This window comes from Actinoplanes sp. CA-252034, assembly GCF_050956125.1.
Taxonomy (GTDB): domain Bacteria; phylum Actinomycetota; class Actinomycetes; order Mycobacteriales; family Micromonosporaceae; genus Actinoplanes.
In genome coordinates, this window is record NZ_CP191846.1 from 3,812,682 (window position 1) to 3,831,599 (window position 18,918).

Here is an 18,918-nt window from a genome sequence, read left to right on the forward strand (position 1 = left end):
CGATAGGACGAACGGGTCCCGTCAACGCCGCCCGGATGTCACCCGGGCGAGTGTGCGCGCCGCGCGATCGGCTCGTGCGTCGACTTCTGGCCGCCGGCGGCGGCCCCGGCCGCGCCCGCTACGGCGAGCAGGGCGACGCGAAGGACACGGCGGGGCGGCCGGCGCGGCGTCGTCATGGCCGAGTGCATCGGCGGGCCGGCGCCGCATCCGAGGATTCCGGTGGACGATCAGGTGGGCCGGCGGCGGACCATCTCGGTGATCCAGATCGGGGCGTACGGGGAGGTGCAGTTCGGTGGGGTCGGGTAGTCCTTCAGGACCTCCAGGCGCTCGCCGATCTCCAGCGCCCGGGCCCGCCGGTCCGGGTGGGAGATGCCGATCTGGGCGAGGCAGTGGTTCATCGCCCACTGCAGCCGGTCGGGGGCGTCCTTCATCCGCGCGTCGATCACGTCGAGCAGCCCGTCCAGGTCGAGGCCGTCGGGCTTCTTCGCGACCCGTTCGACGGTCAGGGCCCAGCCGGCGCTCGCCACGACCGGATCCGGGTCGGCGGTCCAGGCGACCCGCAGCGACTCGGCGTGCGGGCTCTTCTTGACCACGTAGTTCACCAGCCAGTCGTGCACCTTCGGGGTCCGCGACTCGCGCAGCATGGCGTCGAGCTCGTCCCGCTCGAACGCCCGCGGCCGGCAGATCAGCAGCGCCAGCAGGCGGGCCGCGCCGTCGCCGGTCGCCCACAGCTCACGGGCCAGGTGCTGCTGGGTCTTGAGTCGTTTCGCGATGGCCCGCAGCGCGCCGAGGTTGACCCCGTGGTCGTCGCCGTGCCGCTCGTTGATCGCGCGCGCCTTCGGGTCGTCCAGAGCGGCCAGCTCCGCCAGCAGCTCGGTCACCGTCGTCTCTGCCACGCCCGCCTCCGGTCGGTCAGGGGAGATCCCGCAGAACAGTATCCCGGCGACCGCGCTCCGACCCGGGACGGCGGGCTCTCGCCGCTGCCCGACGGCTTCGCGGCGGCGGCTCGCGGAGACCGGGCCGCTTCCGGAGGTCGGGCCGCTCGCGGGGATCGGGACGGCCGGGGATCGGCGAGGATGGCGGGCAGGTGGGCGACGAGGAGGTGGGTATGGCTGAGGACGTCAGATTTCCGGGAGCCCTCCTGGAAGCGCTGATCGCATCCGGTCGTGGGCGCCGTGTCACGGCGCGATGCCAGACGTGCGACAGGTATACCGGGCAGCTGACGGTGCCCGATCTGCCGCCCGGCAGCCCCATGGTGGGGCTGCCGATGATGGAGATGTTCACCCGTGGGCATGCGTCGGTGTGCCTGGGCTGCCGGACGCTCAACCGTCAGTCCGAGCCGTTCGACGACTGACGGGACAGCACGGCCACCCCGGCCAGCATGATCAGCAGGATGGCGGCGAACCAGGTCATCACCGTGATCACCGGGGCGGCCAGCACGGCGACGCCGATGGCCAGGGCGGATACTGCCAGCGCCACGTAGGCGATCAGGAAGATCCCGGCGAGCGCCGCTCCCCGCTCCGTGCCGGTGGCGAGGGCGGCGACCGTACCGATGCCGGCTTTGAAGAGAACGCCGGCTCCCGCGGCCGCGAGCATTCCGCCGAGCAGGAAGACCGTCAGGCTGGCCTGATGCATTCCGGTCACCAGGATGATCGTTCCAAGGGCCTGCGCGGTCAGGCCGAGGGTGGTGCGGCGCCGAGCGCCGAGGCCGGTGGTGAGGGTCTGCGCGGCCGCGGAGCCGCCGAAGACGGCGAAGACGATCAGTCCGGCGAGCGCACGCGACGGGTGGTTCAGGGTGCCGGCGACGAAACCGGGCGCGACCGAGGTGAAGAATCCGAACACGGAGAAGGCAGCGAACGCGCCGGTGGCGGCAGCGAGGTAGGCGGGGCCGCGGCCGGTGGCCACCCGCTGCGGCCGGTACCGGTAGGCGGGGTTCGGGCGCACGGTCTCCGGCGCCATCGCGACTGCCGCGATGGCAACGGAAAGCAGAAAGACGAAGAGGAGGTACGGCGTACGCAACGGCGAATCCACGTAAGAGGCGAGCACCCCGGCGACGAGCGTGCCGACGCCGAGGCCCCCGATGTTCGCCGCCGTCGACACGATCTCGAATCGTGCGGGCGAGGCGCCGTTGAGCTCGAGCAGGTGCGCGGTGGCCGTGGCGGTGATCATCCCGACGCCGAGCCCGGTGATGAGCCGAGCCGCCAACAGCACGGGCAGTGACGTCCCGGAGAGGAACAGCAGCGCCGCCACCAGTTCGAGCGCGAGCGCCGGTATCAGGATCCGCCGCCGTCCGACCTGGTCGGAGACGTGCCCGGCGAGCAGCAGGCTGGCCACGACGCCGACCGCGTAGGCCGCGAAGATCACGGTGACGGTGAACGTGGAGTAGCCGTAGAGCGGGTAGAGCGGCGCCGGGACCGTCGAGAACGCCATCGCCACGGTGAACGCGAACGCGACCGGCCAGAAACCTGTGCTCCGGGTGGCGACCCGTGCCTCCAGAAGTGCCATGCGCCGACTGTGCGCCGTCGCGATCATCACCGCCAACGAAAGTTGCAGCTCGTACCGATCGCGATCGTTGATACTTCGATGCGTGGAACTCCGCCAACTCGAATACTTCGTGGCCGTCGCCGAGGAGCAGCACTTCACCCGTGCGGCCGCCCGCCTGCACGTGGTCCAGTCCGCCGTCTCGGCCGCGGTGAAGACGCTGGAACGCGACCTCGGCACCCCGCTGCTCGAGCGCAACGCGAAACGGGTCCGGCTCACCGACGCCGGTCTCGCCCTGCTGCCACGTGCCCGGATCGCACTCGACGCGGCCCGGGACGCCCGGGACGCGGTGGCCGAGGTGCGTGGCGGCCTGCGCGGCACGCTGCGAATCGGCACGCTGACCTCGATCCGGGTCATCGACCTGCCGGCCCTGCTCGGCGAGTACCACCGACGCCATCCCGGCGTGCTCCTGCAGACCGCGGTGTCGCCGATGGGCTCCCGCGGCCTGGTCGCCATGCTGGCCGAGCACCGGCTCGACCTGGCGTTCGTGTCGGTGCCCGGCCCGCGGCCGGCCGGTGTGCACCTGGTCGAGCTGACCAGCGCGGTCATGGACCTGGCCGTGCCTCCGGGCCATCCGCTCGCCGGCCGGGGGTCGGTGCCGATCGAGGAGCTGGCCGGGCTGGGCTTCATCGACCTGCCGGCCGGCTACGGCAACCGGGACGTCACCGATCGGGCGTTTGCGGCGGCGAGCGTCCGGCGGCACGTGAGCATCGAGATAACCGACATCGGCACGAGCGCGGATTACGTACGCCATGGTCTCGGTGTCGCCCTTCTTCCCCGGTTTCTGCTGGGCGCGGGATCGGGACTCGCGGTGGTCCAGGTCACCGGCGCCGACCTTCGATGGCCGTTGTCCCTCGCCGTTGCGGCGGACCGTCCACCGGGCGCCGCGGCGCGTGCCCTCATCTCGCTGACCGCGGACTTCCTGCCGGACGGGGGCCGCCGGCTCGATTAAAGTGACCCGTCATGAGGTCGAAACGGGTGTGGATCATCGCGGCGGCAGCGGTGGTCGCCCTCGGCGGAGGGGGCCTGGTGGTGGCCGATCCGACCCCTGACGAGCCGGTACGAGCGGCCCCCGTTCCGGTCGCCGCCGTGATCCTCCCGGACCGGCCGCTGAAACCGCCCGTCGCCGTCTCGCCCGCGCCGCCGATCGCCTCGGCCGCCGCAGCACCGAATCGCGCCACACGGGTGAAGAACCTCAACGCCGCGCTGAAAGCGGTCAAGGGCGATTTCGCGGTCGCGGTCCTCGATCGCAAGACCGATCAGCGGTACGTGTATCGCGGCTCGGTCCGGTACGACACCGCCAGCATCGTGAAGGTGCAGATCCTGACCTGCATGCTGCTCAAGGCCCAGGACGCCGGCCGCGCCCCGACCGCTGCCGAGATGAAGCTGGCCCGGCCGATGATCCGGCTCAGCGACAACAACGCGACCACGTCCCTCTACCGCAAGATCGGTGGCAAGAGCGCGGTCACCGGATGCAACAAACGGCTCGGCCTGACGCAAACCGTCGTCAACACCCGCTGGGGACTGACCCGCACCACCGCCGCCGACCAGGTCGTCCTGCTGTCCGAGTTGGTCGACACGACGGGACCGCTGTCGGCAGGCTCCCGCAAGACGGCGTTCACCCTGATGAACACGGTCGACAAAGCGCAGGACTGGGGCGTCCCGGCGCTGGCGAGGAAGGGCGAGATCTTCACGGTCAAGAACGGGTGGGACACGCGTACGGCCGACGGCGGCCTGTGGGCGGTCAACACGATCGGCCGGATCACCGCGAAGAACGGCTCGGTCGACGTCTCGGTGGCCGTCCTGACCCGCCGCAACAGGACCATGGGCGCCGGCGTGACCCTGGTCGAGAAGGTGGCCCAGCTGACCCGCAGGCACCTCGCCTACTGAGTGACAGCGGCCCACCGGCTGCGGCCGGGGGGTTGCCCGCGGTCACCGTCCTGGGTAAGGCTGACCGGGTGGGAGAACCGGGTGCCCGAGCCGCGCTCGGGTTCGTTCGTGCCGTTGCCGTGCTCGCGTCCGACGCCGAGGTCCAGGTGGCGTGGCTCAGCCGGGTGTTCGCCTCCGGCAGCGCCGCCGTCGACGAGCTGGCGCTGGAGTTCGACGAGGGATACGGGCAGTTGCCGGCCTTCGTGCGGGAGAACTGGATCGATGCCGCGGCGGCGCCCGCGCTGGCCGATCTCGACCGGCAGCTCGACCAGATGAGCGGCGATCACCAGCGGGCACTGTGGACCGCCGAGGCGCTGGCCACCCGCCCGGAGTGGGACCGGGTTCGGTTCCTGGCCCGGGCCGCACTGATCCTGCTGCCGTGACCTCGCGTTCCCTCGTGCCGGCCGGCCGCCCCGGGCTCGATCGTGGTGACGATCGTGGCTATCGTTTGCGGCGCCCACCGGTTCGATCATGGGGAATGCCGATGTCGTTGCGCCGCTGGACCCGGCTGCTGGGCCGCTGGGCGCTCACCGTCCTGGCCGGCCTGACCTGGCTCGGCGGCCTGTGCGGGCTGGCTCTGATCCTCGCCACCGGGACCGGGGCGCTCAGCGACACGACCCCGGGCCGGATGTGGGCGGTGTGGCTGCTGCTGGTCGCCGCCTGCTTCCTGAGCCTGCTCGCCGACCGGGCCCGCCCGGACGCCGTCCTGGCCCGGCACGCGACGGCCGCCGGATGGGAGCGGGCCGATCCGGGGAGCCGGACGTGGCCCTGGCCGGACCCGGAGCCGGACGGCACGATCCGGGTGCGGCGGGCCTGGTCGACGACCGCCGGCGGCTTCCCGGTCACGGTGGGCGAGGTCCGCTGGACCGGCCGGGGCTTCGGCGCCGCCACGGACGACGCCGAGGGCCGCGGTGTGGTCGTGGTGATCCGGCTCGCGTCCCCGGTTCCGGCGATGGCCTACCACGTCCCGTTCGAGCGGGTCGGTGACTCGCCGGTGCTCGACGACGCCGAGCTGCGCAAGGCGTTCCTGACCCGGCGGATCCCACCGTGGACGGTCCGTGACCGGGAGCTGTTCACCGTCGAGCCGGCGAACGAGGGTGTCACCCCCGCCGTGATCGACGCGGCCGTCCAGCGTGCTCTGCGGGTGGCCGCGCTGCTCGGCCTGACCGCCGGCGCGACGGGCTGAGCCGAGGCGGGTGCGCCCCCGCGATGCCGTGACCGGGGTCGGCCTGATGAATAAGGCCGTGCTCCCGGTGAGGGCCGGACACGCCCGTGAGGGGCCTTGCCGCCGGGGGTGCGGAGGCCTCGTGCCGGTGATCACGGGCGTTGTGGGTGCGGTTGCCGGCGGCGGGCGGCGTACCCCCTGGTTAAGGCGGTTGACCTGGGGTTTGGTGATTTGTGACACGGGAGGCTGGCTCCGGTTGTAAGGGGCTGGGCGTGCTACGGTCCGGTTGGGAGGACGCCACGATGCAGACGCGTACGGATCTCATCGAAGATCTGATGGGACGGTTCCCACACATCCCGCGCGAGGCGGTGATCAAGGAAGACCTGCTGCGAGGCGGGCTGGCGTTCGACGATGCGGCGCTCACCGACAATGAGAACGGTGATGTGAAGCCGAAGTCGTATTTCATCTTCTCGTTCGATCACCGCACGCTGCCGGAGCTGGGTGAGGCGGCGCTGCGGCGGCCGCCGGAGGAGATCGTGCTCACCGGCGGGCCGTATGGGCTGCGCCGCACGGTGGTCTCGGTGCGGGTCAATCCGACTTCGCCGTACCGTGTGAAGCCGTCCGACGACGGCCGTTTGATGCTCTTCCTCGACGACAAGCCGATCGCCGATGTCGGGCTGCCGCCGATGCCGGATTACTACCGGCACACGCTCGAGGGCGGCAAGCAGATCATGGAGGTGGCGCCCACCATTCAGTGGGGCTATCTCATCTACCTGACGGTCTTCCGGGTGTGCCAGTATTTCGGCGCCAAGGAGGAGTGCCAGTATTGCGACATCAACCACAACTGGCGTCAGCACAAGGCGGCCGGGCGGCCCTACACCGGTGTGAAACCGGTCGACGAGGTGCTCGAAGCGCTCGCGATCATCGACAAATACGACACCGCGAAGACGTCGCAGGCCTACACGCTGACCGGTGGCAGCATCACCAGCAAGGTCGACGGGCTGGCCGAGGCCGACTTCTACGGTCGCTACGCGCAGGCCATCGAGGAGCGGTTCCCCGGTCGGTGGATCGGCAAGGTCGTCGCCCAGGCGCTCCCGAAAGAGGATGTGCAGCGGTTCTACGACTACGGCATCCGCATCTACCACCCCAACTTCGAGGTGTGGGACAAGCGGCTGTTCGAGCTTCACTGCCCGGGCAAGGAGCGCTATGTCGGCCGGGCGGAGTGGCACCGGCGCATTCTCGAGTCCGCCGAGGTGTTCGGGCCGCGTAACGTGATCCCGAATTTCGTGGCCGGTATCGAAATGGCCGAGCCGTTCGGTTTCCGCACCGTCGACGAGGCGATCGAGTCGACCACCGAGGGCCTGCAATATTTCATGTCGCGGGGCATTCTGCCGCGCTTCACCACCTGGTGCCCGGAGCCGACGACGCCGCTCGGCAAGACCAATCCGGAGGGCGCCCCCCTGGAGTACCACATTCGCCTCCTGGAGGCGTATAGGGCGACCATGGAGGCGAACGGACTGAGCAGTCCGCCCGGCTACGGCGAGCCCGGCGCCGGTAAAGCCGTCTTCTCGGTGAGCTCTTTCATGGATACTCTGCCGGCCGCTGAATGATCGAGGCGTTCCGCGCTCTGCTGCGGATCCCGACGGTCTCGACCCGTGATCCGCAGCAGTGGGATCATGCCGCCTTCGACGCCTTCCTGGAGGCGTTGGAGGGGCATTTCCCGCTGCTCCACAAGCTTCCGCTGGTCCGCGTCGGAAGCCATGGGCTGCTGTTCCACTGGGCCGGGGAGTCGGCTGACAGACCGGTCGTGCTGATGGCCCACATCGACGTGGTGCCGGTCGAGGGCGAGTGGCGGCACCCGCCGTTCGACGCGGTCGTCGAGGACGGGGTGATCTGGGGCCGCGGCACCCTCGACTGCAAGGGCAGTCTCACCGCGATCTGCCAGGCCGTCGAGGATCTGATCGCCGCCGGCCACACCCCCGCGCAGGACGTGTGGCTGTCGTTCGGCTGCGACGAGGAGGTCGCCGGTGAGGCGGCGCTGCTCGCCGTCGAGGAGCTGCGCCGGCGCGGGGTCACCCCGTGGTTCGTGCTGGACGAGGGCGGCGCCGTGGCGTATGACGCGTTCCCCGGCGTCGAGAAGCCGATCGCCGTCATCGGCGTCACCGAGAAGGGCGTCGTCTCCATCGAGCTGCGCGTCGAGGGCCGCGGCGGGCATGCGTCCACCCCGGCCCCACTCGGCCCGACCGCGCGTCTCGCGCGGGCGATCACCCGCCTCGACCGCTCTCCGATGCGGGCTTCAGCGCCCGATGCCACCGTCGAGCTCTTCCGGCGGGCGGCACCCCACGCCAAAGCCCCTGTTCGGTACGTGTTGGGCACCGCCGTCCGCAGCCGTGCCCTGCTGACCCGGCTGCTGCTGGCGTCGGGTCCCGAGACGGCGGCGATGGCCCGCACCACGTTCGCGGTGACGACGCTCAGCGGCTCTCCGGCGATGAACGTGGTGGCCGCGTCCGCCACCGCGGGGGTGAACATCCGCATTCTGGTCGGCGACACCATGGAGGGCGTCATCCGGCACGTCCGCCGCGTCATCAAGGACCCGCAAGTGCGGATCACCGTGATCGACGAGGGCGAGCCGTGCCCGTCGTCCCCGCTCGACGACGCGTTCGACCTGCTGGCGGCGGTCACCGAGACGCACTTCCCGGAGGCGGTGACCTCACCCTATGTGATGATGGCCGCGACCGACGCCCGCCATTTCACGAGGATCAGCGAGCGGGTCTACCGGTTCACCCCGTTCGAGATGACGAAGAGGCAGCGGGAGTCGATCCACACCACCGACGAGCACATCACGGTCGACGCCTACCGCAAGGGCGTCGCCTGGTATGGCGGTCTCATCGAGCGTCTTCCCGCCGGTCCTCCCGCTGGTTAGTGGAGCGGGCGCGGACGTGGATGCGCTCGCCCTGCCGGCCCAGGATGCTGATGATCTCGACGGCGTGCTCGCCGGTGCTGCCGAACCAGTGCGGCAGCCTGGTGTCGAACTCGGCCGCCTCGCCCGCGCTGATCTCGAAGTCGTGGTCGCCGAGCAGCAGCCGTAGCCGCCCGGACAACACGTAGAGCCATTCGTAGCCCTCGTGGGTCCGCGGCTCCGGCTCGGTCTGATCGGCCGGGATGATCACCTTCCAGGCCTGCAGCGACCCGGCGTGCGGGGTCAACGGCAGCACGATCCGTCCGTTGACCCGTCGTGGCGCGGGCCGGACCCGGGGGTCGGCGATCTGCGGCGCCCCGATCAGCTCGTCGATCGGCACCCGATGCGCCTGGGCGATCGGCAGCAGCAGCTCGAGGCTGGGTCTGCGTTGCCCGCTCTCCAGCCGGGACAGGGTGCTCTTGGAGATCCCGGTCGTCTCGGCGAGGGCGGTCAGGGTGATGTTGCGCTGAGTGCGCAGCCGCCGGAGCCGGGGCCCCACCTCGGCGAGCGCGGCGCTGATCGCGTGATCCACCCGTCCATGACACCCACCTTTCCCGGAAACGGCAACATTGATTGCCGGTTTCAAGGGTGGGGCCGACGCTGGGCCCATGAACGAATACGACGTCGTAGTGGTGGGCGGTGGCGCTGCCGGACTGAGCGCCGCCCTGGTCCTGACCCGGGCCCGGCGCCGGGTCGCGGTGGTCGACGCGGGCCGGCCCCGCAACGCGCCGGCCGCGCACATGCAGGGATTCCTGTCGCGTGACGGCATGCCCCCGGCCGAGCTCCTCGCCGCGGGACGGGCCGAGGTCACCGGGTACGGCGGCCACCTGATCCCCGGCACGGTCCACGCGATCACCCCGGCCGGTCCCCACGGTCTCCACGTCCGTACCGAGGACGGCCGCCTTCTCGTCGCGCGCCGGGTCCTCGTCTCCACCGGGCTGCGCGATGAGATCCCCGACATTCCCGGGCTGGCCGGGCGCTGGGGCCGCGACGTGCTGCACTGTCCGTACTGCCACGGCTGGGAGGTCCGTGACCGGCCGCTGGGGGTGCTCGGCGGCGGCCCGGAGACGGTCGCGCACGCCCTGCTGATCCGTCAGTGGTCGGACGACGTGACCTTCTTCTCCCACGGATATGAATCGACCCCCGTCGAACGGCAGCGCCTGCGCGCCCGTGGCATCCGCATCGTCGACGGTGTCGTGACCAGGATCGTCGCCGTCCGCGACCGGCTGGCCGGCATCGAGCTCGACTGGGCGAGCATGGTCGCCCCGCACGCCCTCTTCGTCCGGCCGCGGCTCGTCCCCGCCGACGGCCTGCTCACCTCACTCGATGCCGTCGTCGTCGACGATCGCACCGGCCGCACCAGCACCCCCGGAGTGTGGGCCGCCGGGAACGCCGTCGACCCGCGCGCCCAGGTGATCACCGCGGCCGGGGCCGGCTCGGCCGCCGCCATCGACCTGCACGCGGATCTCGTCGACGAGGACGTCCGCGACGCTCTCCCCTTCTCGGCCGCCCAGGAGCGTCGGGTGGCCGCCATCCTCGCCAACCAGGAGTAATCGCCATGTCGCATCAATCGAACCGGCACCAGATGGCCGTCATGATCTGGCTCGCCGTCGCCCCGACGCTGATCGTCCTGCAACTGCTGCTCGGCGACCTGCTGCGGGATCTGCCGATGGTGCTGCGCACCTTGATCACGGCGTCCCTCGCGGTGCCGATCGTGGTCTACGGCCTGTTGCCGTTCCTGCAACGCCTTCGGGCTCGCCTGACCTGGCCCCGGTCCGGGTAATCTTCCGGCGTGAGGAGTCATAGGTTCGCGCTGGTCCGGGCGGATCTGGAGGCCGCGGTCTGCCCGCTGCCCGACGATCTGGCCGCCACGGTCGCCGACCGGGAGACGGTCACCGTCGTCCTGGAGCACCGCGCGCTGGGCATGACCCCGGTGCGGGAGTCGTTCGAGTCGGCGACCGCACACGACCCGGGACCCCGGCTGACCGGGATCACCTGGCCCGGCGACGTGCGCCCGGGTGTGCTCGTCACCGTGGCCTGGCGTCCCTCGGAGGAGTGTGTGGTGGTCCGGACCACCTCCCTGGACGAGCCGCTGCGGGTCGACGGCGTCGACTACTTCCACGACTACGACCCGACGGTGATCACCCGCGAGTTCGATCCGGGTGTCTCCAACCGGGGCCGGGTGCTCAAGGCGGTGCGGCGGCTGGGCCGGGTCTTCGACGACGGCTCGGCCGTCTTCCCGGAGGCGGAGCTGCCCGCCCACTGCGGTCTGGGCCGGGGCAAGAAGGGCATGTTCCTGCTCCGCAACGCCGTCGACCAGCTGCTGCGCGAGGGCTACGTCACCCGGGTCACCGGCAGCACCAGCCCGGACGGCGAGCTCAACTATCCGGCCGCCGACGGCGAGGACACAATCGACCTGCTGTTCTACGCCCCGCTCGTGGAGGAGGCCGCACTACCGGGCGAGGGCGGCGGCGACGGGCACGGCGATGCCGGTGAGCGCCGTGACCACTGGGTCAACGGGTTCGTCCGCCGCCTGCCGCCGGGCGCCCACGCGTCGAAGAGACAGCAGACCCTGCACCAGAAGGCTCTGGAGAAGGAGCAGATCGACGGGTTCACCCTGGAGCCGGGTTACACGTTCGTCAAACGGCATCACCGGGGATAGTCGATCTCCTCGATGTCGCCGGCCAGATAGTCGACGGTCACGGCCGGGTTCAGCCGCCGTACCAGCGGATCGGAGAGCGGCCGCAACGCGAACACCTCGGTGACCGCCGCCAGGTCGACGTCCTCCTCGTAGTAGTCCTCGGCGAACTCCTGGTACGCCTCCGGCGTGCCCTCCACGAGCAGCTCGAACAGCCACGCCACGTCGTCGGGCCCGCGCCCGTGCCACCGCTGGTCACCGGTCTCGCGCCAGAGACAGACGTTCGCCCCCTGACTGAACGCCGTCTCCCCGACCTGAGCCGCGAACACCTCCGGAACGTCGTCGAAGAGCCCCGGCGCCTGGGGGGCCTCGTGGTCGAGCCCACGGATGTACACGCCCGCGGGGGAGAACACGATCGAGTACTCGTCACCGGACCCGTTGCGCATCGACGCCAGGTGCTCGCCCCGTTCGGGGTTCCACCGGGAGTCGTACGAGTAGTAGCGGCTCTCCCAGTCGGGGCTGATGATCGCCTCGCACATGGCGAGCGCCCGCGACCGCCGCCGCAGCTCCTCGATGCCGGGCAGAGCCTGGACCACGTCAAGAACACTCACAGGAAGATCCTGCACCCTTGGCGGATGAGAGCCCTCGCCGCCCTCGGTGCCGCCGCCGTGCTCACCTCGCTCGGGCTGTACGCGTCGCTGCACGTGCTGCCGCCCTCGGCCGAGCTGGACTGGACCAGGCGCACCATCAGCCAGTATGCGCTGATGCCCGACGGCTGGGTCTTCGACCTCGCGACCCTGCTGCTGGCGGCCGGTTCCGCGGCGATCCTGGTCGCCCTGCACCGGACCGGCCGGCTCAGCCGCGGCGCGCTGGCGACGCTCGCCCTGTGGGTGGTCGGCCTCGTCGGCGTGGTCTGGTTCGAGAAGCACAACTGGCAGGCCGGCGGCTCGATGAGCGGTGACGTGCACCGGGTGTTCAGCGTGGTCGCGTTCCTCAGCCTGCCGATCGGGGCGCTGCTCGCCGCCGGCCGGGCTCCTGGAGCGGCCCGCTGGGTGGCCGCCGGTGGGGTGGTGTCGCTGCTCTGCTTCACGCCGATCCTGTGGGCGGTGCTGGCCGAGCCGTGGACGGGCGTGCGCTGGTGGCGGGCCATCCCGCTGGGCACAGTGGAGCGGCTGCTGGGCCTGGCCGAGGTGGTCACGGTGCTGCTGCTGGCGTGGTGGGCGGTCGCCACCGAGAAGGTGCGCCGAAAGGTGCCGGTAATGTCCGACTGATACCAGGTGGCAACCGTTCAGCACGGGTCCTGCACTCGGGCATCCGTACTTTTCGACTCGTGCGGTATCGAACCCTGATTGTCGCCGTGGCGCTCACCGCGGCCTCCCTGACCAGCGCGAACCCCGCCGGCGCGACCACCGGCGAAACCGTGGCCATCGGTCTGCGGCCCGGCGTGTCCGCGGCCGCCACGGTCGCGGCACTCGACGCCGACCCGGCGGTCCGTGTCCTCGCCAGTGACACCAACGACCAGCTCGGCGCCGTCACGGTCACCGTCACCGGCGATGCCTTCCGGGCACTGGCCGGTGACCCGGGAGTGGACTACGTGGAGCCGGTGCCGGTCGCGCGCGTGGACCGTACCCCGAATGATCCCCTGCAGTCGCAGCAGTGGGGCAATCGGGTGATCGGCAGCCCCGCCGCCTGGGATGTCACGACCGGGTCGGCCGACGTGACCGTGGCGGTCGTCGACACCGGCGTCACCGCGGTCAGCGAACTGGCCGGCCGCGTGCTGCCCGGCTACGACTTCGTCAACGACGACGCCGACCCGACGGACGACCACGGGCACGGCACGATGTCCGCCTCGCTGATCGCCGCGGCCGGCGACGACGGCGCGGGCCTGGCCGGTCTCTGCTGGACCTGCCGGATCCTGCCGGTGAAGGTGCTCGACGCGGGCGGCTCGGGCGGGCACGACGACATCGCGCAGGGCATCGTCTACGCCGTCGACCACGGCGCCGACGTGATCAACCTGTCGCTCGGCGGCCCGGCCAGCTCCCAGATCCTGTCCGACGCGGTCACCTACGCGACCGACCGGGGCGTGCTCGTGGTGGCATCGGCCGGCAACGACGGCGTCACCACGCCGTCCTACCCGGCGGCCTACCCGACCGCGGTCGCGGTGGCCGGCTCCACCGAGACCGACACCCGTCAGGAATGGTCCAACCACGGGTCCGACTGGGTCGACGTCGCCGCGCCCGGCGTCAACGTGGCGCAGGGCCGCGACGGCGGACGATACTGGTTCACCGGCACGTCGTCGGCCGCGCCGATGGTCTCCGGCGTCGCGGCGCTCGGCCTGTCCGCCCGGCCCGGCACGACCGCCGCGCAGCTACGCTCCGCCATCGAGACGACCGCCGTGCCGGTCGGCTCCTGGGTCGCCGACGGGCGCGTGGACGCTGCCAAGACGGTGAGCACGCTGCTCGCCATCGATGCGCCGCCACCCGCCGTGGGCTGGTCGTCGCCCGCGGCCTCCACCACACCGCGTCGCGGCAAGATCAGTGTCGTGGCGGCGGCCACCGGCGCCACACGGGTCGAACTTCTGCGAGCCGGGCGTGTCGTCGGCGTCGACACGGCCGCGCCGTGGACGTTCACGTTCGACAGCGCCGGCCTCAACGGATCACACACGCTCACGCTGCGCGCCACCGGCCCAGCCGGCGACACCCGCACCGCGAACCGGACCATCGTCCTCGACAACACCGCGCCGAAGATCTCCAAGGTCCGTGTCAGCCGCTCCGGCTCGACCGTGACGATCACGCCGTCGGTCCGCGACGATTCGGGAATCCAGCAGGTCAAGGCCGTTGTCACGGCCGGCGCCAAGAAGGTCACCCTCACCGCGTCGAAGTCGCCGTGGGCTCTGAAGTGGAAACCCGGCACGCGCAAGGCCACCACCCCGGTCACCATCACCGTCACCGACCGTGCAGGCAACACCACAACCCACAAGATCAAGATCAAACCCTGACGGTGGTACGCCCCACGCGCCCCCGGTCGTCGCAAGAGGCCATCCGCAGCCCCGGTCCGGTGCGAGCCTCGGACCGGGGCTGCGGATGCGGGGGCCGTGATTGCGGGACGGTGTCGTCGAGCGCGGTCCGGCCGTAGCCGCACCCGGTCGTTGTCTCGGGTGAGTGCGGCGCCCCTGGCCGATGCACCCGGTGCCGGGTTCGGGCGCCGCCTGTTGAGGGGCGGTGAGGGCGCCCGGGTTCGGGTTCGGCCGCCGCCTGTAGAGGGCTGGTCAGGGCGTCCGGATGGTGACCGGAGCGGCGGGGGACGGCCTCGCCCGTGAGGCGCCTTGGCGGCCGTCGGGGGCCGCCTGCGTCGCGTTGTAGGTACGGGACTGTCCCGGTTCGGCGGGGCGGGGGACGGCGTACCACATCGAAGGTCTTGTTCTCCGGGGCTGCGGATGGTCAACATTGGCGGCAGACTGGCGGGGATGAGCGAATCCGGCGCGACGGCACACGAAGGACTGCTCCTGGGTGGGCGCTATCGGCTGGTGGCGCCGATCGGCGCCGGTGGGATGGCCGTCGTATGGCAGGCGCACGACGAGGTGCTCGGCCGTGCGGTGGCGGTGAAGCTGCTGGCGCCGGAGCAGACCGTGGACATCCGTTCGCGGGAGCGGATCCGGCGTGAGGCACGGGCCGCCGCGACGCTGTCGCATCCGAACATCGCCCAGGTCCACGACTACGGCGAGACCGGACTCGCCGGGCGGGTGTTCCCCTATGTGGTGATGGAGCTGGTGCCCGGCGGGACCCTGTCGGCGCGGCTGTCGGCGGGAGCGCTGGCGCCCCGCTTCGCGATGCGGACCGGGGCCGAGATCGCGGCCGCGCTGGCCGCGGCCCACGCCGAGGGGCTGGTGCACCGGGACATCAAGCCGGGCAACGTGATGCTCGCCCCGACCGGGGCCAAGGTGGTCGACTTCGGCATCGCGGCCGCCGTCGCGCCGGACGGCTCCGCGGGATCCGACGATCCGGACGAGGTGCTCGGCACACCCGCCTACCTGGCGCCGGAACGCCTCGTCGGTGACGCGGTGGTGCCGGCGTCCGACGTGTACGCGCTGGGGGTCGTGCTCTACCGGATGCTGTCCGGCCGCTCGCCGTGGAGCAGCGAGGACACCCGGCAGATGGTTCAGGCGCACCTCTACGTCCCGCCGGCGCCGCTGCCGCCCGTCGTGGACGTCCCGGAGTATGTGGTCCGCCTCTGCGACCACTGCCTGGCCAAGAATCCGGCGCATCGTCCCAGCGCCGAGGAGGCCGCCGCGGTTCTCGCGCACGGGGCCGGCATCCGGGTTGTCACCGACGAGCCACTGCCCGGCGGTGACGTCCGGGCGGAACCGACCGTGGTGGTCCGTCCCGCTCCGCCTCCCCGCCCGCTCGCCACTCCGGCCGCGCCGTGGGCCGCGCCGTGGGCCGCGCCGTCACCGGCGGCCGTTTCATCCTTTTCGGAGCTTTTGTCGCCTGCGCCCGCCTCTCCGGCGCATCCGTTGCCCGCCTCCTCAGCCGCTTCGCCCGCGCATTCGTCGGCTTCACCCGCTTCGGCGGTGCCTTCTTCGGCCGCTTCGCCCGTGGCGTCTTCGCCTGCTTCGGCGGTGCCTTCTTCGGCCGTGTCTTCTTCGGCCGTTTCGCCGGTGCCGTCGCCTGCTTCGTCCCGGCGTTGGAAACCGGTCGTCGGCTGGGCTGCCGGGGTGATCCTCGTCGTCGTTCTCGCCGGGATCGCCGTGTGGGCTCTCGCCGGTCGTCCGGCGGACCGGTCCGGGGCGGCGAGCGGACGGACCGTGGCCGGCGCCTCCGCACCGGTGCCGCCGGTCGCGCCGGGCGCCGACCCGGAGGCGACACCCGGCGCCGGGCCGGCGGCGACGACCGCACCCGGCACGAAGCCGGACCGTTCCCGTCCGGCGTCCGCCAATTCCCGGCAGCAGTTCCCGTCACCCGGCGCGGTGGCGCCCACCGTGACCTCCGCGCGCCCCTCGCCGTCCCCGACGCCGACGGCCGAGCCGGTGGAGCGCGCCCTCTCGTCGGAGGGCGGCACCGTGGTCGCGACCTGCCCGGAGGCGGCGACCGCGCAGCTGCTGTCCTGGAAGCCGACGCGACCGTACAAGGTGCAGACAGCCGATCCGGGTCCGGCGTCCGCCACGGCCGTCACCTTCAAGCACGGAACCGATGTGATCACCATGACGGTGACGTGCGCGGGCGGGATTCCGGCCGCGGATATTGCCCGGGCCTGACCCCGGCCGTAATACTTGCACGAACCGTGCAGAAATCACGGCTGTCTATCGGGAGGGTCGATGGGGATTACTCGCCGAAGCTTGATGACGGCGTCGGCCGGCGTCGCGCTCGTCACCGGAACGGGCGTGCCGGCGCTGGCGGGCCGCAGCCGGCCACCACGGCCGCTCGTGTTCATCCACGGCAGCGCCGGATCCGCCATGCAGTTCCGGGTGCAGGCGAAGCGCCTGGCGAGCAACGGATATCCGGCCGGGTTCGTCGAGGCCCACGAGTACGACTCACCGAACATCGCCGCGATCGTTCAGCAGGTCTGGGCGACCCTCGACGAGCGGATCACCAGGCTGCTGGCGCTGTCCGGAGCGGATCAGGTCGACCTGGCCGCGCACTCGCTCGGCACGTTCGTGACCCAGGGCTATCTCAACAGCTCACCCGAGCGGGCGGCCCGGGTCGCCCACTATGTCAACCTGGACGGGCGGCCGGCCACGGCGCTGCCCGGTGGCGTGCCGACGCTGGCGATCTGGGGCGAGGGCGACCCGGCCCGGACCGTGATCGGCGCGTCCAACGTGTACCTGCCGGACCAGTCGCACACCCAGACCGTGTCGTCGGCCGAGTCGTTCCGGGAGATCCACCGATTCCTGCGGGGGCGCGAGCCCCGTACCACCGAGGTCGTGCGGGAAAGGATCGCGCACGTCTCCGGCCGCGCCGTGCTGTTCCCCAGCAACGCCGGCGTGACCGGTGCGTCGCTGGAGGTCCATTGCGTCGGTGAGCGGACCGGCCGCCGCCGGGGCCGGCCGATCAGGGCGGTGGTCGGCGCGGACGGCCGGTTCGGCCCGATCCCGCTGTCACCCCGGGAGAGGTACGAGTTCGCGCTCCTGCGCCCCGGCCAGTCCACCCACCACTTCTACTTCGAGCCGTTCCGCCGCTCGGACTCGTTCGTCCGGCTGCTCACCAGCCGTCCCGGTGAGGGCCTGGGCGGGCTCGTCGACACCAGCGACCGGCACACGGCGCTGACGTTCCAGCGCCAGAAGGAGTGGTGGGGCGGCGAGGGCGACCACCTGTGGATCGACGGGCGGGACATCCTGAACCCGGCGACCGCCCCGCACAACCGGCGGGTGATCGGCGTGTTCGCGTTCGACGACGGCAGCGACGGGGTGAGTGACCTGACCGCGCCGCTGCCCGAGTTCATCGCGCAGACGTTCATCTCCGGGGTCGACCTGTTCATCCCGGCGCGCGGCACCGTGTCGATCGTGGCGCGCGAGCGGGGCGGTGGTGTGACCCGGTTGCCGGTGCCGGCCTGGCGGTCCAGCGGCCACCGGGTCAGCGTCGAGTTCGGCTGAGCCGCTCGACCACGGTCACCACCTCGGGGAACACGGCGACTGACGCGGTCACGTACCGGCTGTCGAAGTCCTCGAGGCGGCGCACGCCGCTCTGCAGGCAGGCGATGAACGCGATGCCCGCCCCGCCGGCCGCGACCGCGTCACCGGGCGAGTCGCCGACGTAGACACACTGCGCCGGCGACAGCCCGGTGTGCGCGAGCAACTCGTCGAAGGCCCGCGGGTCGGGTTTGCCGTGCCGGGTGTTGCCGCGGTGCCAGACGCCGCTGATCCGATCCGCCAGCACATGGTCCGGCTCGAGCATGTGCGTGACCTCGTGGCCCTCCCGCGAGGTCAACAGCATCACGCCGCGACCGGAGAGGATCAGCTCGTCGAGGGCCGCCAGGTTCTCCGGCGGGATCACGTCGAGCCGGCCCTGCTCCAGATAACGGTCCATGGTCGTCTTGAACAGCGGCGCGAACGCGGCCATGTCGATCCCCGGCGACCGCCGTGGCATCGCCTCCAGCAGCGGCTCGCCCCACGACGCCAGATGCCTGCTCCGCGGCATCGGTGGCCGGCCCATGGCGGCCAGCACCTCGTTCTCCAACTCGAACGAGACCGCCTCGGTCATGCACAGGGTGTCGTCCACATCGATCACGACCGCCTTGATCATCGTCAGAGGATGAAGGCGGAGATCATCTGGCCCAGGGCGCGGATGTCGGAGCTGGCCTTGAACTCCAGGCGCACCTTGCCGAGGCCGCTGAAATACAGCTCCAGCTCGGCGTCCCGGTCGAAGTTGCCGGCCGTCTCGATCGAGAAGGCCTGGATCTTGTTGTACGGCAGGGAGGTGAAGTCGACCTTCTTGCCGGTCATCCCCTGCACGTTCGCAGCGATCAGCCGCTTGTTCGTGAACGCCACGAAGTCACGGGTCGTCTTGAACGCGTAGATCAGCTGCTCGCCCTGGATCAGCAATGGCGACACCTGCGAATACACCGAACCGGGGTCGACGGGGGTGAGCTTGAAAACCGACGGGCTGGAGAAATCGATCACGCGACCACGGTAGCCCGCCATCGCCACCCGCCGGGGTTGATCTCAAGCGCGGTAGAGGTCCTAGCGTGCGG

General features: G+C 71.3%; 20 protein-coding genes. 14 read left to right on the plus strand and 6 right to left on the minus strand.

From position 1 onward, the window contains the following. Positions 1-227 precede the first annotated feature (227 nt). Positions 228-896: a DNA alkylation repair protein gene (locus tag ACQPZW_RS17135; RefSeq protein WP_433795875.1), complete on the minus strand. Its 669-nt coding sequence runs from the start codon at positions 894-896 to the stop codon at positions 228-230. Positions 897-1,108: 212 nt separating this feature from the next. On the opposite strand from ACQPZW_RS17135, the gene ACQPZW_RS17140 reads away from it, so the two are divergent. Next, entirely contained in the window at positions 1,109-1,354 is a 246-nt protein-coding gene (locus ACQPZW_RS17140) for a hypothetical protein (protein WP_433795876.1), read from the plus strand. Here the strand turns inward: ACQPZW_RS17140 and ACQPZW_RS17145 are convergent. Continuing rightward, positions 1,330-2,505: an MFS transporter gene (locus tag ACQPZW_RS17145; protein WP_433795877.1), complete on the minus strand. Its 1,176-nt coding sequence runs from the start codon at positions 2,503-2,505 to the stop codon at positions 1,330-1,332. The genes ACQPZW_RS17140 and ACQPZW_RS17145 overlap by 25 nt on opposite strands. Before the next feature lie 82 nt (positions 2,506-2,587). Between ACQPZW_RS17145 and ACQPZW_RS17150 the strand changes: the two genes are divergently transcribed. The 6 genes from ACQPZW_RS17150 to ACQPZW_RS17175 all read left to right on the plus strand — a co-directional run bounded on the left by ACQPZW_RS17150 (position 2,588) and on the right by ACQPZW_RS17175 (position 8,558). Next, entirely contained in the window at positions 2,588-3,493 is a 906-nt protein-coding gene (locus tag ACQPZW_RS17150) for a LysR family transcriptional regulator (protein WP_433795878.1), read from the plus strand. Positions 3,494-3,504: 11 nt separating this feature from the next. Beyond that, the gene (locus ACQPZW_RS17155) at positions 3,505-4,431 is read left to right on the plus strand and encodes a serine hydrolase (RefSeq protein ID WP_433795879.1); all 927 of its coding nucleotides are present in this window, start codon (positions 3,505-3,507) and stop codon (positions 4,429-4,431) included. Between the two features lie 68 nt (positions 4,432-4,499). Beyond that, a complete protein-coding gene (locus ACQPZW_RS17160; RefSeq protein ID WP_433795880.1) occupies positions 4,500-4,853 on the plus strand; it encodes a hypothetical protein in 354 nt (117 codons plus the stop codon). A 101-nt stretch (positions 4,854-4,954) separates the two neighbouring features. Then, entirely contained in the window at positions 4,955-5,656 is a 702-nt protein-coding gene (locus tag ACQPZW_RS17165; protein WP_433795881.1) for a hypothetical protein, read from the plus strand. Between the two features lie 281 nt (positions 5,657-5,937). Next, on the plus strand, positions 5,938-7,245 hold the full coding sequence (locus ACQPZW_RS17170; protein ID WP_433795882.1) for a radical SAM protein: 1,308 nt from the start codon (positions 5,938-5,940) through the stop codon (positions 7,243-7,245). Continuing rightward, entirely contained in the window at positions 7,242-8,558 is a 1,317-nt protein-coding gene (locus ACQPZW_RS17175) for a M20/M25/M40 family metallo-hydrolase (RefSeq protein ID WP_433795883.1), read from the plus strand. The genes ACQPZW_RS17170 and ACQPZW_RS17175 overlap by 4 nt, the downstream gene beginning before the upstream one ends. Here the strand turns inward: ACQPZW_RS17175 and ACQPZW_RS17180 are convergent. Then, a complete protein-coding gene (locus tag ACQPZW_RS17180; RefSeq protein WP_433795885.1) occupies positions 8,521-9,126 on the minus strand; it encodes a helix-turn-helix domain-containing protein in 606 nt (201 codons plus the stop codon). The two genes, ACQPZW_RS17175 and ACQPZW_RS17180, sit on opposite strands and share 38 nt — an antisense overlap. A gap of 76 nt (positions 9,127-9,202) precedes the next feature. On the opposite strand from ACQPZW_RS17180, the gene ACQPZW_RS17185 reads away from it, so the two are divergent. The 3 genes from ACQPZW_RS17185 to ACQPZW_RS17195 are packed head-to-tail and all read left to right on the plus strand — an operon-like array spanning position 9,203 to position 11,256. Then, positions 9,203-10,147, plus strand: coding sequence for an NAD(P)/FAD-dependent oxidoreductase (locus ACQPZW_RS17185; protein WP_433795886.1), 945 nt, complete (start codon positions 9,203-9,205; stop codon positions 10,145-10,147). Positions 10,148-10,152: 5 nt separating this feature from the next. Continuing rightward, entirely contained in the window at positions 10,153-10,377 is a 225-nt protein-coding gene (locus ACQPZW_RS17190; protein ID WP_433795887.1) for a hypothetical protein, read from the plus strand. A 9-nt stretch (positions 10,378-10,386) separates the two neighbouring features. Continuing rightward, a complete protein-coding gene (locus tag ACQPZW_RS17195; protein WP_433795888.1) occupies positions 10,387-11,256 on the plus strand; it encodes a hypothetical protein in 870 nt (289 codons plus the stop codon). On the opposite strand, the gene ACQPZW_RS17200 is transcribed toward ACQPZW_RS17195, so the two are convergent. Next, positions 11,244-11,843 carry a hypothetical protein gene (locus ACQPZW_RS17200; RefSeq protein WP_433795889.1) on the minus strand — a complete coding sequence of 200 codons (600 nt, stop codon included), beginning with the start codon at positions 11,841-11,843 and terminating at the stop codon, positions 11,244-11,246. The two genes, ACQPZW_RS17195 and ACQPZW_RS17200, sit on opposite strands and share 13 nt — an antisense overlap. Positions 11,844-11,867: 24 nt before the next feature. Here ACQPZW_RS17200 and ACQPZW_RS17205 point away from each other — a divergent pair, with 24 nt between their 5' ends. From ACQPZW_RS17205 to ACQPZW_RS17220, 4 genes are all read left to right on the plus strand, one after another. Continuing rightward, positions 11,868-12,503 (plus strand): DUF998 domain-containing protein, encoded by a 636-nt coding sequence (locus ACQPZW_RS17205; RefSeq protein WP_433795890.1) that lies wholly within the window; start codon positions 11,868-11,870, stop codon positions 12,501-12,503. A gap of 59 nt (positions 12,504-12,562) precedes the next feature. Continuing rightward, positions 12,563-14,230 carry a S8 family serine peptidase gene (locus ACQPZW_RS17210; protein ID WP_433795891.1) on the plus strand — a complete coding sequence of 556 codons (1,668 nt, stop codon included), beginning with the start codon at positions 12,563-12,565 and terminating at the stop codon, positions 14,228-14,230. 468 nt (positions 14,231-14,698) lie between these two features. Beyond that, positions 14,699-16,486 (plus strand): protein kinase domain-containing protein, encoded by a 1,788-nt coding sequence (locus tag ACQPZW_RS17215; RefSeq protein WP_433795892.1) that lies wholly within the window; start codon positions 14,699-14,701, stop codon positions 16,484-16,486. 84 nt (positions 16,487-16,570) lie between these two features. After that, a complete protein-coding gene (locus tag ACQPZW_RS17220; protein WP_433795893.1) occupies positions 16,571-17,821 on the plus strand; it encodes an alpha/beta hydrolase in 1,251 nt (416 codons plus the stop codon). Here ACQPZW_RS17220 and ACQPZW_RS17225 read toward each other — a convergent pair. Further along, positions 17,802-18,470 carry an HAD family hydrolase gene (locus ACQPZW_RS17225; RefSeq protein ID WP_433795894.1) on the minus strand — a complete coding sequence of 223 codons (669 nt, stop codon included), beginning with the start codon at positions 18,468-18,470 and terminating at the stop codon, positions 17,802-17,804. The genes ACQPZW_RS17220 and ACQPZW_RS17225 overlap by 20 nt on opposite strands. A gap of 2 nt (positions 18,471-18,472) precedes the next feature. Further along, positions 18,473-18,847: a PH domain-containing protein gene (locus tag ACQPZW_RS17230; protein ID WP_378073821.1), complete on the minus strand. Its 375-nt coding sequence runs from the start codon at positions 18,845-18,847 to the stop codon at positions 18,473-18,475. Between the last annotated feature and the right edge of the window lie 71 nt (positions 18,848-18,918).

Coding starts and splice junctions, on each gene's coding strand:
- ACQPZW_RS17140 (WP_433795876.1), top strand. CDS start 1,109: ATGGCTGAGGACGTCAGATTTCCGGGAGCCCTCCTGGAAGCGCTGATC.
- ACQPZW_RS17145 (WP_433795877.1), bottom strand. CDS start 2,505: ATGGCACTTCTGGAGGCACGGGTCGCCACCCGGAGCACAGGTTTCTGG.
- ACQPZW_RS17155 (WP_433795879.1), top strand. CDS start 3,505: ATGAGGTCGAAACGGGTGTGGATCATCGCGGCGGCAGCGGTGGTCGCC.
- ACQPZW_RS17165 (WP_433795881.1), top strand. CDS start 4,955: ATGTCGTTGCGCCGCTGGACCCGGCTGCTGGGCCGCTGGGCGCTCACC.
- ACQPZW_RS17170 (WP_433795882.1), top strand. CDS start 5,938: ATGCAGACGCGTACGGATCTCATCGAAGATCTGATGGGACGGTTCCCA.
- ACQPZW_RS17175 (WP_433795883.1), top strand. CDS start 7,242: ATGATCGAGGCGTTCCGCGCTCTGCTGCGGATCCCGACGGTCTCGACC.
- ACQPZW_RS17185 (WP_433795886.1), top strand. CDS start 9,203: ATGAACGAATACGACGTCGTAGTGGTGGGCGGTGGCGCTGCCGGACTG.
- ACQPZW_RS17190 (WP_433795887.1), top strand. CDS start 10,153: ATGTCGCATCAATCGAACCGGCACCAGATGGCCGTCATGATCTGGCTC.
- ACQPZW_RS17205 (WP_433795890.1), top strand. CDS start 11,868: ATGAGAGCCCTCGCCGCCCTCGGTGCCGCCGCCGTGCTCACCTCGCTC.
- ACQPZW_RS17215 (WP_433795892.1), top strand. CDS start 14,699: ATGAGCGAATCCGGCGCGACGGCACACGAAGGACTGCTCCTGGGTGGG.
- ACQPZW_RS17220 (WP_433795893.1), top strand. CDS start 16,571: ATGACGGCGTCGGCCGGCGTCGCGCTCGTCACCGGAACGGGCGTGCCG.
- ACQPZW_RS17225 (WP_433795894.1), bottom strand. CDS start 18,470: ATGATCAAGGCGGTCGTGATCGATGTGGACGACACCCTGTGCATGACC.